The sequence below is a fragment of the Scytonema sp. UIC 10036 genome, from assembly GCF_009725235.1.
Map to the genome: position 1 here is coordinate 135695 of NZ_WJFC01000002.1, position 13684 is coordinate 149378.

14 protein-coding genes are annotated in these 13684 nt (G+C 38.5%); 5 read left to right on the forward strand and 9 right to left on the reverse strand.

Annotated features, from left to right (window positions below):
* Nucleotides 1–166: 166 nt before the first annotated feature.
* Genes F7734_RS01970 through F7734_RS01980 form a run of 3 tightly spaced genes read right to left on the reverse strand, consistent with a single transcriptional unit; the run spans nt 167 to nt 2537 of the window.
* Nucleotides 167–949, reverse strand: coding sequence for a LysM peptidoglycan-binding domain-containing protein (locus tag F7734_RS01970; protein ID WP_155743132.1), 783 nt, complete (start codon nt 947–949; stop codon nt 167–169).
* A 24-nt stretch (nt 950–973) separates the two neighbouring features.
* On the reverse strand, nt 974–1492 hold the full coding sequence (locus F7734_RS01975; protein ID WP_155743133.1) for a 3D domain-containing protein: 519 nt from the start codon (nt 1490–1492) through the stop codon (nt 974–976).
* 52 nt (nt 1493–1544) lie between these two features.
* Entirely contained in the window at nt 1545–2537 is a 993-nt protein-coding gene (locus tag F7734_RS01980; RefSeq protein WP_155743134.1) for a glycosyl hydrolase family 17 protein, read from the reverse strand.
* A 54-nt stretch (nt 2538–2591) separates the two neighbouring features.
* On the opposite strand from F7734_RS01980, the gene F7734_RS01985 reads away from it, so the two are divergent.
* On the forward strand, nt 2592–2813 hold the full coding sequence (locus tag F7734_RS01985) for a hypothetical protein (RefSeq protein ID WP_155743135.1): 222 nt from the start codon (nt 2592–2594) through the stop codon (nt 2811–2813).
* Nucleotides 2814–3109: 296 nt separating this feature from the next.
* Here F7734_RS01985 and F7734_RS01990 read toward each other — a convergent pair whose 3' ends face one another.
* Entirely contained in the window at nt 3110–3679 is a 570-nt protein-coding gene (locus F7734_RS01990; protein WP_243146627.1) for an AraC family transcriptional regulator, read from the reverse strand.
* A gap of 801 nt (nt 3680–4480) precedes the next feature.
* Here F7734_RS01990 and F7734_RS01995 point away from each other — a divergent pair.
* The 4 genes from F7734_RS01995 (at nt 4481) to F7734_RS02010 (ending at nt 7146) form a co-directional block, all read left to right on the forward strand.
* Nucleotides 4481–5119, forward strand: coding sequence for a sigma factor (locus F7734_RS01995; RefSeq protein ID WP_155743136.1), 639 nt, complete (start codon nt 4481–4483; stop codon nt 5117–5119).
* A gap of 27 nt (nt 5120–5146) precedes the next feature.
* Entirely contained in the window at nt 5147–5632 is a 486-nt protein-coding gene (locus F7734_RS02000; RefSeq protein ID WP_155743137.1) for a DUF1822 family protein, read from the forward strand.
* A gap of 293 nt (nt 5633–5925) precedes the next feature.
* On the forward strand, nt 5926–6393 hold the full coding sequence (locus F7734_RS02005; protein ID WP_243146628.1) for a hypothetical protein: 468 nt from the start codon (nt 5926–5928) through the stop codon (nt 6391–6393).
* A gap of 12 nt (nt 6394–6405) precedes the next feature.
* On the forward strand, nt 6406–7146 hold the full coding sequence (locus tag F7734_RS02010) for a glycoside hydrolase family protein (RefSeq protein WP_155743138.1): 741 nt from the start codon (nt 6406–6408) through the stop codon (nt 7144–7146).
* Between the two features lie 221 nt (nt 7147–7367).
* On the opposite strand, the gene F7734_RS02015 is transcribed toward F7734_RS02010, so the two are convergent.
* The 5 genes from F7734_RS02015 to F7734_RS02035 all read right to left on the reverse strand — a co-directional run bounded on the left by F7734_RS02015 (nt 7368) and on the right by F7734_RS02035 (nt 13568).
* Nucleotides 7368–8090: a sigma-70 family RNA polymerase sigma factor gene (locus F7734_RS02015; protein WP_243146629.1), complete on the reverse strand. Its 723-nt coding sequence runs from the start codon at nt 8088–8090 to the stop codon at nt 7368–7370.
* Between the two features lie 393 nt (nt 8091–8483).
* Nucleotides 8484–9290 carry a GTPase domain-containing protein gene (locus F7734_RS02020; protein WP_155743139.1) on the reverse strand — a complete coding sequence of 269 codons (807 nt, stop codon included), beginning with the start codon at nt 9288–9290 and terminating at the stop codon, nt 8484–8486.
* The gene (locus F7734_RS02025) at nt 9287–10090 is read right to left on the reverse strand and encodes a GTPase domain-containing protein (protein ID WP_155743140.1); all 804 of its coding nucleotides are present in this window, start codon (nt 10088–10090) and stop codon (nt 9287–9289) included. The genes F7734_RS02020 and F7734_RS02025 overlap by 4 nt, the downstream gene beginning before the upstream one ends.
* Nucleotides 10091–10140: 50 nt before the next feature.
* On the reverse strand, nt 10141–10968 hold the full coding sequence (locus tag F7734_RS02030) for a GTPase domain-containing protein (RefSeq protein WP_155743141.1): 828 nt from the start codon (nt 10966–10968) through the stop codon (nt 10141–10143).
* A gap of 377 nt (nt 10969–11345) precedes the next feature.
* Entirely contained in the window at nt 11346–13568 is a 2223-nt protein-coding gene (locus F7734_RS02035; RefSeq protein WP_243146630.1) for a caspase family protein, read from the reverse strand.
* Nucleotides 13569–13684 lie beyond the last annotated feature (116 nt).

Below are 13684 nucleotides of genomic sequence, written 5' to 3' on the forward strand. Positions count from 1 at the left end.
TTTACGAGAGGTAGCGCATTATTTGATGGCATTTTCGTTAATGAAGAATAGCCGTCATGACGAATTTGTCACTATGCAAGATCTGAGGTGGGCTACTGCCGAGCTATACAGGAGGCTCCGCCTCCCGTGAGGCATTCCCAGGCTCCGCCTGGGAACGAGGTGGTACTTAAGAGAAATCAGCAGGCGAAACATTGTAACCGCCATATTCTTCGATATAGCGGAGTATAGAAGTTCCAAATTCATCTTGAGAAACTTCATTTTTTAACAAAAGGTTAGCAACTCCAAAAGGACCCCTCAGATGTGCTCCGGCTAAAATACCGGAAAGGGTAAGAGTAACTGTTTTTGACACCCCTCTATCGTTATATGTCTTTTGCTGACCGAGGTAATTGTTGAGAGACTGTCCTTGCGCTCCAAGCGTATTGTTAATACGTTGTAAGTTGAGATTAAAAGCTTCACGAATAGCAGCTTCTTGAACTTCACGGGAATTTTGGAATTGTTCTTTACTATTAATACCTCTTTTTCCCGTCCAAGCACCCCGCCAGTAGTTCTTGTCAGCACCATTTCCATAATAAACATCAGCTTTGTAGTAGCCAAGGTCAATTAGTAACGGCTCTCCAAATTGATACTTACCCATGAAACCGAGGGAGTTTTCAGAGGTGTATTGTCTTGGATCTCCTGATGGAAACCCTGATTCAAATGCTCCCAGCGCTTCTAGCATAGCTTGGAAATTTCCTCTACCTGAACCAGGGTTTCCACCCGGACCAGAATTTCCACCGGAGCCAGGAATAACAAGTACCATCCCCACTTGAAGTTGTTCGGGACTACCTCCTATTACACCGCGATTCGCTTCATAAATTTCACGCCAGCGATTGCCATCCCCGTAGAATTTTTGAGCTATCAAAAACAGTGTATCGCCAGATTGAACAGTATAATTTTGACCAGATGCCATGATTTTCTCCTTTCAAATGTCTGCTTAAAGAATGACCTGAACTTGTTTTCTACCTAAATGAATTGCCTCTTGGATGGTATCGACAAAAATATCAATTTTATTACCGATGATTGCCGTACCTTTATCTAACGCAGTTGCAGGAACCTGACGACCGTCCCATAGTATTATGGTGAACTCTTTTAGTAGAGGAATAACGTTTGGATCTACAGCACATTGTATGCGCCCTCTACCGCTTAGGGCTTCTTGCAATGTGGCTCCATGTATGCCTGTTGCAGGCGGATGTCCTTTTGTTTCTTCCCTACTGTAAAATGTAGCTTCTACATTTAATGTGTTAGAAGGATTGGGATTGGGTTGACCAAGCCCTGGAATAACAAGTACCATCCCTACTTGAATTTGTTCGGGATTGCCTCCTATTACACCACGATTAGCTTCATAAATTTCACGCCAACGATTGCCATCCCCGTAAACTTTTTGGGCTATCAAAAATAGCGTGTCTCCAGATTGGACGGTATAAGTTTGACTGGATGCTTGAGCATCTACCATAATTTTCTCCTTTCAAGAATTAAGTTGTCAAAAGACCAGAAACCGTATTAAGTTATGCCCTTTTCTCCGTATACTCCCCTCGGTCGTTGAGATACCACAAACCGTAGTGTCCTTCAGCACCGTTAGGTCCAGACCAGGGGTTTTCCGGGGGAACTTGAGCGTTTTGGTTGCTTTTCCAAGGTTCGTCAAATGCCTCAAAAAGGTAGGTAGTAACTTGCTGCTCAAATGCCCACTTGTCAATCGCCTCGTAATAAGCAAGCAGATTTTTTACGTTATTAGCTGTGTTGTTAAAACTAATTCCTTGTGAAGGCCATCCAGTCTCGCCTATCATAACTTGGCATTGCGAATTGATTGCAGCAACAGATGTTTTAATGGTATTGAACGCTTGCGCTATTCCATTGACACCTTGTTGAGGAGTGGCTGTATTTGCCCCTGGATAAAGATTGCAAAGGATAAAATCGCAGTTCTGAATGAGGGTTTTCAACTCGTTGTGAAAATGGCTCTCTTGATTGGCGATTTCTCCAAAAGTATGCGATCGCACGCCCACTTTAACATTTAGATCGCGTGCTTTCTGCTTGTTACTCACAATCATGGCATTAACAGCATTGGTTGAAACTGCATTAACCACATACTCATTTGTGAAAACCAAAGAAGTCACCGTGTTAGGATAAATAGCGTTTGCTGCCCTAGCTGCAGAAAAAGCAGCTTCGATTTCTGCCTGTTGCAGTGCAACGTTTGGCAGTTGCTGATAAATTCCTTGAGCTACCTCAATAACAAGCTGACCTCTTTGCTTATTCAACTCAGCCGCAGCAAGAGCAACACGACAGTTAGAATCTACTTGATCCCAAGGTGTCGTGGGTTGGTGATAGCCAGCATAACCCATCCCATATGTACAGATTTTGTTGAACTTAGATGCAACGATCTCAAGCATCCGAACAATATCTTGCACGCTGTAGGAATTCCACCACGGAGTTGTTGCATTTGGAGGGGTTCCAGTCCAGCGACGGACATAAGGCTGAAAAGCAACACCAAGAAATTGAGACATAATAAAATTTTCCTGTTCTAGTGAGATTTTTTGAGTCAAGGGACGCTAATACCTGTGCCAATCATTGGACATGGCTTATACCAATTCCAGAAAAAAATGAGACGGGTAGGTTGGGTTGAACGAAGTGAAACACAACAGTCACAAGGCTTTAAGGTGTTGGGTTTCGTTCCTCAACCCAACCTACGCCCGTATCATCTGATAAAGTTGCGATTCATGGTCAAAAACCTCTTAATGTTGAGAAATGGTGTGAGTCATTTAGTCAGTCATTGGGTTTGAATACTAAGCGATCGCAAGGAAAAAGATTAGTATTATAGCAATCCTAAAATAGCTAATTCTTTAGAAAAGTTAGCTGGTTTATTATTTGTGACTGAATTTCTTTTTTTGACTTCCTAAAGATTATTATGCAATAGAATATTTTTGATTGAGTGAAATATCTTTAGCGTCATCAAGAAATATTAGTGAAATATTTTTAGATGTCTATCTTTGTTCGATTTTTAAACTTTATTTCAGGCTTTATTTAGCTGCAAAATTATCTTGGAATTTCCCTGACAGAATACACATCTCCACATCCGTTAAAACTCATTGCTCTGGATCTGCTCTAGTTGAAACCGCTGTGTCTTTCTCCAAACTAGAGGAGTAGAATTGTGGCGATCGCGAAACTGATAGTAGAAAAGATTGGTATTTTGATAGCCCACTTCTAGAGCAATCTGCTTAACAGATTTGTTAGTTTTTAAAAGCAAGATGCGTGCTTCTGCCATGCGGCGCTCGATAATCCAATTAATTACGGTTTTTCCTGTAAGATTACGCATTAAGTTGGATAAATAAGCTGAAGCATATCCGACTTCTTTAGCAATATCATCTAGCTTAATAGGTTGATTGTAATTTAATTCAATAAACTGAAAGACCTTATTAAGCCGGGGAATAGAAGGAAAGATGGACTGAGGAGCTTTGAATTTTTGGCTCTCCTTAATACCAGATAATTTCTCCTGTGCTAGATAAACATCAACAACACCATTCTCTGTATCAATCACCTCAAATCCTGCTGTCTTTAAGGATGCCATTAAGAGATTTTTGTTTTCAGAATTCTCATCAATTCCTAAGATAATCTTCATTTTTTCTAGATGTTTTGTTGAATTTTTCATAAGCTTTTTCACTACGATCCTCAACACAAGAATCATAGAAAGTTGTAAATAACGGTGTAGTTTGAGACAGGTATGCAAATATAAAGGATGTGTTATCCTCTGTATCGCCAAGTCTTTCCGTCTCGTCTGGTGCTACAACTAAATACAACACCTGAATCAGCATCGATAATTGAGATGCTTCACTGATTACTCTGGTCGCTACAACCCCATTTATCTCTGAAATTACAATTTATTTACAAAACTTAATAAAATCAGCAGTTTTGAATTGTGTAATTGTGAATACTTCAAATATTACAAGTGCATAAGTAAGCACGAATATAACCTATATATATGTAGCGTATAGCGTTTACCATTAGCATGAAGTTTTGATTCGTGCTTTCTACTTCAGCGCCTATTTTTTCAGTAGGTTTAAATTTTTACTAAGCATGATGGATTTTTGCAGAAAATTTTTTTACTCCTCTGGAAAACTATATTTTAAATGTGTAGAAGTCAGTAAATTTCCGGTTCTTAAATGCAAAGGAATTTATTCAACATTATGCTTTCGCTTAAAACCGGGTTGAATTGAAAAAGCAGAAGACTTAACAAACTTAGTATAGACTAACACACCGACCTTCTGCCCTCAGCCCTCGCTTGCGTGCCTTGTAAGGGAGGGCTTGTAAGGTTTTTAGAAAAATTTGCGATCGCAAACATTAAACCAAGAATTCTGACAAATCTATCCGTAAAGTTTTGTAAACTTTATAAAATCATTCAGATAAAAGCTTTGTTAATTGTCCGATAACCTTTTGTAGGAGAACGAGCTATATGAACGAGCAACAGCTTAAAGAGTTAGCTTTAAAAGCCCAACAGTATCCCTTAGGTACAATGGCTAGACGAGTAGCTCTATCAAAGCTCATTGACAGTATTTACCGTTCGAGTAAACTGTGCCACCCATATAGGGGTCAATTTCCTAAAGTTTACAAACATATTTATGAAGAGGCTGTACAAGACCTATTTTTGTATCTTTGTAAAAATATTGACAAATACGATCCTCAACGTGGTGAATTTATGACTTGGGTGAATATGTTATTAAGTCAACGTTTTTTTAAAGAAGCCATCCCCAAAATAGTTGGGAAATCTAATGAAATTCAATTAGAAAATTCTTTTCTAGAAAATTTAGAAGATTTGACAATAGAAAATGATGAAGAAAATTATATATCTCAGTTTAGAAAAATCAGAGAATATATAGAAAAAGATTCAAGAGGAATCTTTAGACAAACACACATTACAAACCACCCCAAAGCCAATTTTCAAGAAATAGCGATTAAAAGATGGTCTGGTACATCCTGGAAAGCTATTTCAGACGAGTTGGGCATTCCCATTCCCACTTTAAGTAACTTTTATCGGCGAAGTTTAGAAAAATTTCGCTATGAATTCAGAGATTTTTGTGAGTTGAAAACTTAACATTAGGGCAAAGAAGTTATAAATTCTATGGAAACCCTCTTGACATTTACTAGTTTTATATCTCCCGTTTCCCGTAGACTGGCAGAAAAATGGTCAAAACAGCAAGCTACACCTAAAAAAAAACAGCAAGTTTTGCTCAATATCTTGTCTGTATCCTTCGTAAATTTCTATCTGGATTGTATGGGTTTTGAGACAGATATAGAAGCGAGTGACAGTTGGAATCCAGCACAACAAACTCTTATGGATGTGGCAGACCTACCGATTAAAGGTTTAGGTAAATTAGAATGCCGTCCTGTTTTAGAAAATGCACAATCATTCTACATACCGCTAGAAGTTCAATCGAATAGAATTGGCTGTGTTGCTGTACAAATCAGTAAAAATTTACAAGAAGCAAAGTTATTAGGTTTTGTCAAAAAAACAACAAGAAATTACTTATACATTAGTGAATTACAACCTCTAGAGCATTTATTTTCTTGTTTGGAAGAATGTATACAATCAAAAAAATACGTTTAATGTGTTTGCTCCAATTATTAAAATTTTAGAAAAACCTTTTGTTTTTGAGATAAATAGGCTTGCAGGCACCTGAGTAATAAGTAGAGTACATCAATTAAATAACGTAAAAGATCTATACCAAAACCGGTTGAAAATCTGACTTTAGAAGGGGGAGGAAAATAAATTTCCTGTTTCCCCCCTTTATAAGGGGGGATTAAGGGGGGTAAGGAAAGATGTCACAGATGGTGGAGTTTTTTCTATGCATCTTCATCTGAAAACGGTATTAGTTCAAATTCAAATCTAAAAGGAGAAGTATGAGTATGCTTTTATTTTTCACCATGCCACTCGACGAAACATCACAGTTGAACAAAGGAAGACTATTCCTCATTGATGAAACTCAAGGGATTGTCGGCAGATGGGTGGCAACAACCAGCACCACAGACAAGCAAGGCGTCAAAGATTGGAATGTTCGCGGTGGAGTGTTACCCCCAACTTACGAACTGGCTCAGCCGTTACCTTTTTACTCTGTGGCAGTCAAGCCTGTCAACCTCAAACACGTCAAAGGAGTCGAAGGCAATGGTTATCCAATTACACCCTTCGAGGTAAAAACAAAAGATGGAGGCACTCGTAGCGATCTGCTGATTCATAGAGATGCAAATGTGCCAGGAAGTATGGGCTGTATTGTGCTTCCAGACGGTGAGTTTGCGGATTTTGAAAAAGTCTTCTCTGCAAAATGCAAAGACCAAAAAGAAGTCAAACTCCTCGTTGGTTACACTTATTAAGAGGAGAGAAAAATGAAACTTCAAGACATTGTCAAGCTGAATCAATCCTTTGAGTTTGATTATTTAAGTCAAGACCGCGAGTTAGCACAGCAAGTACAAATCCGCCTTGTCGATCTAAAATTACTTTCGGGAGTTGCTGACGGGGCTTATGGACCAATCACCAGACAAGCAACGGTGAAATTTGCCCAAGCCTTTGATTTACCCGAACTTTTAAATGCGGTATTTGCAGAAAAGCTCATTGAAGCGAAAGAAGTTCCCAATACCATAGTCTTAATTCCTACGAGCTTACCGATTTGTGGAGTTGAGTTAATCAAACGCTTTGAAGGTTGCTTTCTCAATGCATACCCCGATCCTTTAACCAAACGGGAACCTATCACAATTGGTTGGGGATCGACCAAGAAACGTGACGGTAGTCCGTGGCGTCTTGGAGAGAGTATTTCCCAACAAGAAGCGGATGAGCTTTTGATTCTTCAGTTAGAAAGAAATTACTTACCCGATTTAGCGAAAATACCTTGTTGGGGCGAACTCAATCCCAACCAACAAGGAGCATTACTCAGCTTTGGCTACAACTTGGGGAGTAAATTCTACGGCGCTCCTGGCTTTGATTCTATGACTAAAGTCTTAAAGAATCGTGATTGGGATAAAATTCGCGAAACTTTCATCAAGTATCGCAATCCTGGAACAAACGTTGAGAAAGGGCTTTTGGCACGAAGACAAGCTGAAGCTGAACTATTCCTGACACCGATAATTTAAACCACCTCGTCCACCTCGATCCGGTGGCTCCGCCTGGGAATGCCTTCTCCCGAAAAGTTAGACCCCCAACTTCTTTAAGAAGTTGGGGGTCTGGATACTGTGAGTTTTCACAAATTGAATAGGATGGCTATAAAACCGATAAAGTATCAAATAAATATTTCAAAATTCTTAAGCCTAAAAAACCGACTTATTACTTGCAATTTACTAGTAATACTGTTTTTTTAAAACTTACATACTTCTCTTAAATCATCACGAAATTTTTCCAAACATCTTTGATAAAAGTTACTTAACGTCGGAATTGGGACACTAAACTCATCCGACATATCTTTCCAAGATATACCAGACCATTTTTTTATAGCTATTTCTCGGAAATTAACTTTAGGGTATTTTTTAATGCATGCTTGTCGAAAAATCCCTTTTGGATCTCTTTCTATGTATTGTCTGATTTTTTGAAAAGCAGCAACATAATCATCTTCATCGTTACTCTCCTCACATGACAAACCTTCTAAGTTTTCTAAAAAAGAGCTTTCTACTTGAATCTCACGACCTTTTCCTAAAATTTTAAGAATAGCTTCTTTAAAAAAACGTTGGTTTAATAACATATTGACCCAGGTCATAAATTCACTACGATCGGGATCGTACTTATCAATATGTTTGCAAATATATAAAAATAAATTTTGTAATGCCTCGTTATAAATGTCTTGATAAGCTCTTTGAAATTGACCTTTATACGAACAGTGAATCTTGCCCGATCTGTAAATACCATAGATTAGCTTTGATAAACCTACTCGTCTAGCTGTTGTATTTAATGGTTGTTGTTGGATTTTTAGAGCTAGTTCTTTAAAATCTTGGTTGTTCATAGGTAAATTGCTTTCATTTGTAAACAGTTCAAAATTGTCACTTTTAGGAGAGCCAGATAAATATTGCTGGTTCAATTTTTTCATTTTTCTGTTTCCAATAATTTGAATAAATAAGCTTAATTAATAATACAAAAAGGAAAATAAAGAATGCATTAACTATTTGTGCTGTGTTAAATATCAAAATAGGGTATTAGAAATACACTTTTCTGTATGCCCTGCTAAATCTGCCTCCAATACAATGAGTAAATGCGTTAGAAGATATTGGTATTGAGCCGAGATCCGAGTAATTTCCTGCAAAATAGTCTGAAAAGTCTTCTTCTGTCTGGGTTTGATAATTTGCTACATTAGGATCAAAAAAAGTCGTGTTTTGTAACGAGAAATCAAGCCTTTTGAGGTCATCTTGCAGGTTTTTACAGCCATCTCGGTGCAATGCCTATGAGTTTTTTCTCAATCCTCGTTTGAGGAGGTTTTAGATGTTTAGTTGATATTAAAAAACTCAACTATTTTCCTAGCATCCTCTTCGCTAAACTCTAAAACATCTACCAGAAAACTGACAAATACTCCCTCAAACGCCGCTAGCAGCAGATACCATTTGAACCTTTCACGACAAAATTCCCAGACCTGTTTCAACATATCAGCAAAGGATTTCGCATAATCTTGTCCTGTACTATCGTAAAATTTGACTGGAGTTTCTGTCGCATATTTAATAATAGCTGCAAGGACTGCTTGACGAGATTCATCTCTCAAACGGGCATATATAGGTTCTAACTCTGTTCTCTGCTCAGCCTTAGCAAAACACGTACAAATTATGTCTTTGTAGATTAGATCACTGCTCTCAACATACTCTCTATTCTCCTCTCTCCATTGAGACATCGGAAAAAATCCCTCACATCCTGTTACCACGAGTATCACCGGAATTTTTAAGTTAGCAATTCCTTTGACAAATAGATCGTAATTATTTTTTTCAAGTATGGTAAGACGGGATGCTCGAAACACTTGAATTAATAGGTTATAGCCTTCATTTGAATTTTTAAGAAGTTTAGTCAGTTGCATGAATGCCTCGTTTGCAGGAACAGTTCCCAACTCAGATTCATTCAATCCAGCAGTGTCCGTAAGCACGATACTTTTCCCATTGGCCTCAAATGCTTCATAAACCTGGGACGTAAAAGTAACGCCTCTAGCTTGATTGCTTACTTCTTTCTTCTTACCAGCAAGAGTATTACAACAGCTTGTTTTACCAGTTCCAACAGTTCCAAAAACTAGCACTCGAATTGGCTCTGTCATTTCTTTTCCCTCTTATCTGAAAATAACTGACGCAACTTCTGAATAAGCCATAGTTGCAATATCCGAAAGTCTGAAAATAATTGACGCAACTTCTGAATAAGCCATAGTTCCACTATCCGAAAGATAGTGCTGATAAGTTGTGATGATGTAGGAGACTCAGGTGATAGAGATCGTTCTTCAGCAAAAATAGATACTTTTTCAGGCGGAAATGATATTGGTTTCTTTGCATAGGTCGAAATCGCTTCAAGAACTGCTGAACGGGATTCTTCTCTTAAAGGAGTATATATGGACTCTAACTCCGGTCTTTTACTCTTTGCAAAACAAGTACAAACTAAGTCTTTGTAGCCGAACTTTTCAAATATATGGAAATTATCAGTTTTCCATTTAGACATTGGTTCTATAGCTTCACATCCGGTTGCTACAAGTACAGTGGGGATTGGAGAATTAGCGACAAGCTTGAAATATTGTTCAACCTGGGCAATTCGAGGGATGCGAAATACATGAATCAGCAGACTGTAGCCTTCTGAATTTGTTAAAAGTTCAATAAACTGGTCGAAGGCTTCTTCTGAAGAGATCCCATTACCTGCTGCGTTAAGCCCGACAGTATCGATTAAATGATACTCGACTTCTCTGTCTCTCTTGTCAAATAGTTTATGAATATGATGCCTAGTGTTGAATTCCACAGCTTGGTTGCTTACCTTCTCCTCTTTACCAATCAGAGTATTGCACAGAGTATTGCACAAACTAGTTTTACCTACTCCAGCAGTGCCGAAAACCAAAATACTAATTGGATCTGCCATCCATATAGCTCCTTATAGATATATATCCTGACATATACTTCGAGTAAGTTCTATTTCTTAGAGGGATTCATCATATTATTAACCCGTTCTCTTGCCTCCTGCTTAGATATGCCCCATTTTTCTTGTAACATCTGAGCCAAAGGCTCATTCCAGATGATAAAGTTTTTTTCAACTCCTACAAATTCGAGAAATTTATTCCACAGATTTATAGATGTTCTAACTAACGTATGCATATTGGGAACAACATTAACTGTTTCTCCTTGCCCATGTTCAAAAATAGCTTGCAAAACTAATTTTTTCGACTTTTCTCTGTCCTTCTTGTATAGATTCTCAAGATCCGGCTTTGGAGACCTTGCAAAGCAAGCACCAACTATCTCTTTATAATTAAATTCTATATAGTAATGTTTGTTCTCCTTTGGCCATTCTTGGAATGTAACTTCCGCATCACCATCGATTTTAGTTACTACTAAAATTATTGGGATTTTTCTTTGACCCAGTATTTCATAAAACATATCATAATTATGTTTCTGAGTATTCATAATCCTGGGTTCATCAACATGAATAAACAAGTTATAACCCTTCGTGGACTCAGCCAAAAACTCAAGAAGCCTTTTAATAGCTTCCTTGTCGGGAACTGTACCTTGGTTATGCTCATGAAGCCCAATAGTGTCAGTAATAATTACATCTATAGACTTTCCTTTGTCGTTTGAGTAAGAAAATTGTTTATATGTGTGGCACTCAAAAGTGACTCCCTTAGCTGAGGCGGCGACTCGCTGATATCCATCGTCTTCCGGAGCCAGATTAGCCAGAGTGTTGCACATACTTGTTTTGCCACATCCAGTTTTACCAAAAACTAGTACACGAATTGGTTCTGCCATAGTCCTGTATAAAAAGAAGGTTGATTCTTGAGTTCAAGTTATTCAAAATTCTTAAGAAAAAAGCTGATTAACGCAATCGGATTGGGAACAACATTAAGCGTTTCTCCTAGCCTCAAAAATGTTAATATACTCGGCAATATAAGCTGTAGCTTCTTCAGTTGAACGGATTATTTCCTCAACTGGAGCATTGGTTGTTTCACCTCGTCGGATGTAGATTGTTTAATGTTCGGCTTTCAAATAACTATATTTTCAAGAAGGATGACTTATGTAAAAAAATGGTCGAGGTATAATTACATCAGGATTAGCTTGGGAAATTCTTTGCCAACTATTGCGATCGCTTTACTTGATATCACTGTGTACTTTGGCACTATGTAGTTCTAAACTACTGTCAAGGTAAGAGGTAAGGTAGCCATTTCAGAAGCGCTAACGTCCTTGGCTTGTGTCCTACCACCGCGATCGCCACTTAAATCAGCCAGCAAATCACCAATGACATCAACAGGTTCTTTCAGATCTACTGGATCTCCAGACCTAGTCTTCTGTTCGGCTGCTAAGCTTTGTAATGTTTTCAGAGCAGTTGTGAGCGGTTTAAGACTAAAAATAAATAACATTTCCGCAGTTCCCGTTTTTTTCGCTTTTAGTTCAAGTTGTGTTTGCTTTGAGCCAGCTAGCTGACGGGAACCACCAATTTGTTTGGTTTGATTTGGTTCTAAGCGCATTGACTCCTCGCTGAACATACCTTGATAAGGAAATATCACATTTAACTCTTTCTGCTCATCAGTTGGGTCAATAAGCAAAATCATTAAGTGGAGGGGTCTAGAGTCGTTGTTTGTAACACGAAACTGAAACAGTTTTTCTAGTGGTATCTTGTTAGGATAACTTTTTTCCTGCTTATGACTGTTACTTTTACCCCTTAAAGTGGCAGATTGGGCAAGGATATTATTTGGTTCTTCCACTAAATTCATTAAGACTTCCACATCTAACGTAGAAGAACTCCCATTCAAGGTCTTTTTGATAATGTAAACTGCTACAGAGGATTTGAGTTTAGCTTCTAAGCGGGAAACCGCCGCTGTGACTTTTTCCCCTGATTCACCAAAGGATTCTGGAACGACTTCTAGTCCTGCGGTGAATAAACCTATAGTACCAACAGCTGGTATATTGGCAATTTTTTCCTGCTGTAATCTTTGTTGGTAATCCGCTGTCATTCGACTGAAAATATACTCCACTTCTGCCGAATATGGTTTGTTTCCCCTTTGTGCAGGTATGGTTTCTATGCGATTTATCTCGGAAAGTTTTTCTTTAGCTACATTTATTTCTCCTGCAAGCGAAGGATCTAAACCGATACGTAACTTCAAATCTGCTGGTACAACACGCTTCGATTCCTGTAACAGCATTCCCGGTTTCAGAGACGTAATTTGTCCTTTTTCTACCAGCTTCGCTTTTGCAGTTAAACCTTCACGGGATTCTAACTGGAGTTTTCCTGAGGTTTGTCCTTTATCGTTCACCATTGAAAAAGTAGCACCAGCCCCAAAAGTTACTAAGCTTTCATTATCTATTCCCCCCAACCACAAAGTTGCTTCTTCTCCTTTTACCTCAGTAATGACTGCATCAGCAGGCGGGACTTTTTTATTAATAGAATATACAGGTAATTTCTGATTACCATCGGCAAGAGGCTTTTGTCTGTTTAGCCACTTTATATTACTACCAATTCGGACAATAGTATTTTTCACAGTGTCTGTTTCTTGCCAAAGGTACTGCGTCAGCAGGTAAGTAAATGCACCAGCAGAAAAGCTATCAAAAGGCGCATCATAAGCTTCTTCATCGCGTTGAGCGGCTGCAAGAACTACCCCTTTACGCACACCATCACATCGCCGACGGAGAAATTCCGATTCCGACATCTGTAACTGCTGCATCCAGCGTTCTTGATAAGAAATTTCTTCAGGGCTGGGTTTTTGATTATCACCATCTCTAGACCTTACTATAAAATTGCCACGAGTGCCACCACCAGAATAACAGCTATCTAGCACTGCTGTAACATTCTCTGTTTTTAACGCAGATATTAGTAGAAACAGAGTGCTTCCCATGATATCCTGTCTTAAGCCATTTAATCCTTCATCACCTGGCACTAGCGTACTATTGTACTCATCGTTTAATTCTTGATTTGAACAATTTTGGATAGGCTTAGGATCGAGTAAGCGCGAACCATGACCTGAAAAGTGAAAAACGACTACGTCACCTGGTTTGACTTGCTTAATTAAATGTTCTTCAAATGCTTGTAATATATTTTGACGAGTAGGTTGATTGCTTGCCGATTCGTTACTTGTTAAGAAGATAATATCACTGGGATTAAAGCCAAATTTGTGGATGAGAAGTTCTCGTTGCAAGAAGACATCGGTGCTACATCCATTCAGGCTAACAAATTTTTTATTATTTGGATACTGATTAATTCCAACTAATAAGGCGAGCTTCCGTGGAGTGGTTTGCGCGAGAACTTGGGCGTAACGGTTTCCCTGTTGAATAATATGGTGCTGGCTTAAGCCTAAAGTGGCTAAAGTTGAACCAGCAAATTGTAGGAAATGACGGCGCGAAATACGAGACATCATAAAATTTTATATTTTGGTTTTAGATTTAGTTGTCAATTACACACTTGACAGAAGCTTGATTTTGTGATTCTGAAGTGGCAAACGCTATCAAGACAAATCTTTTCTGTTGCATGATG

Excerpts from the sequence above, each read along its gene's own strand:
- F7734_RS01970 (WP_155743132.1), bottom strand. The coding sequence starts at position 949 with ATGGCATCTGGTCAAAATTATACTGTTCAATCTGGCGATACACTGTTT.
- F7734_RS01975 (WP_155743133.1), bottom strand. The coding sequence starts at position 1,492 with ATGGTAGATGCTCAAGCATCCAGTCAAACTTATACCGTCCAATCTGGA.
- F7734_RS01980 (WP_155743134.1), bottom strand. The coding sequence starts at position 2,537 with ATGTCTCAATTTCTTGGTGTTGCTTTTCAGCCTTATGTCCGTCGCTGG.
- F7734_RS01990 (WP_243146627.1), bottom strand. The coding sequence starts at position 3,679 with ATGAAAAATTCAACAAAACATCTAGAAAAAATGAAGATTATCTTAGGA.
- F7734_RS01995 (WP_155743136.1), top strand. The coding sequence starts at position 4,481 with ATGAACGAGCAACAGCTTAAAGAGTTAGCTTTAAAAGCCCAACAGTAT.
- F7734_RS02000 (WP_155743137.1), top strand. The coding sequence starts at position 5,147 with ATGGAAACCCTCTTGACATTTACTAGTTTTATATCTCCCGTTTCCCGT.
- F7734_RS02005 (WP_243146628.1), top strand. The coding sequence starts at position 5,926 with ATGAGTATGCTTTTATTTTTCACCATGCCACTCGACGAAACATCACAG.
- F7734_RS02010 (WP_155743138.1), top strand. The coding sequence starts at position 6,406 with ATGAAACTTCAAGACATTGTCAAGCTGAATCAATCCTTTGAGTTTGAT.
- F7734_RS02015 (WP_243146629.1), bottom strand. The coding sequence starts at position 8,090 with ATGAAAAAATTGAACCAGCAATATTTATCTGGCTCTCCTAAAAGTGAC.
- F7734_RS02020 (WP_155743139.1), bottom strand. The coding sequence starts at position 9,290 with ATGACAGAGCCAATTCGAGTGCTAGTTTTTGGAACTGTTGGAACTGGT.
- F7734_RS02025 (WP_155743140.1), bottom strand. The coding sequence starts at position 10,090 with ATGGCAGATCCAATTAGTATTTTGGTTTTCGGCACTGCTGGAGTAGGT.
- F7734_RS02030 (WP_155743141.1), bottom strand. The coding sequence starts at position 10,968 with ATGGCAGAACCAATTCGTGTACTAGTTTTTGGTAAAACTGGATGTGGC.
- F7734_RS02035 (WP_243146630.1), bottom strand. The coding sequence starts at position 13,568 with ATGATGTCTCGTATTTCGCGCCGTCATTTCCTACAATTTGCTGGTTCA.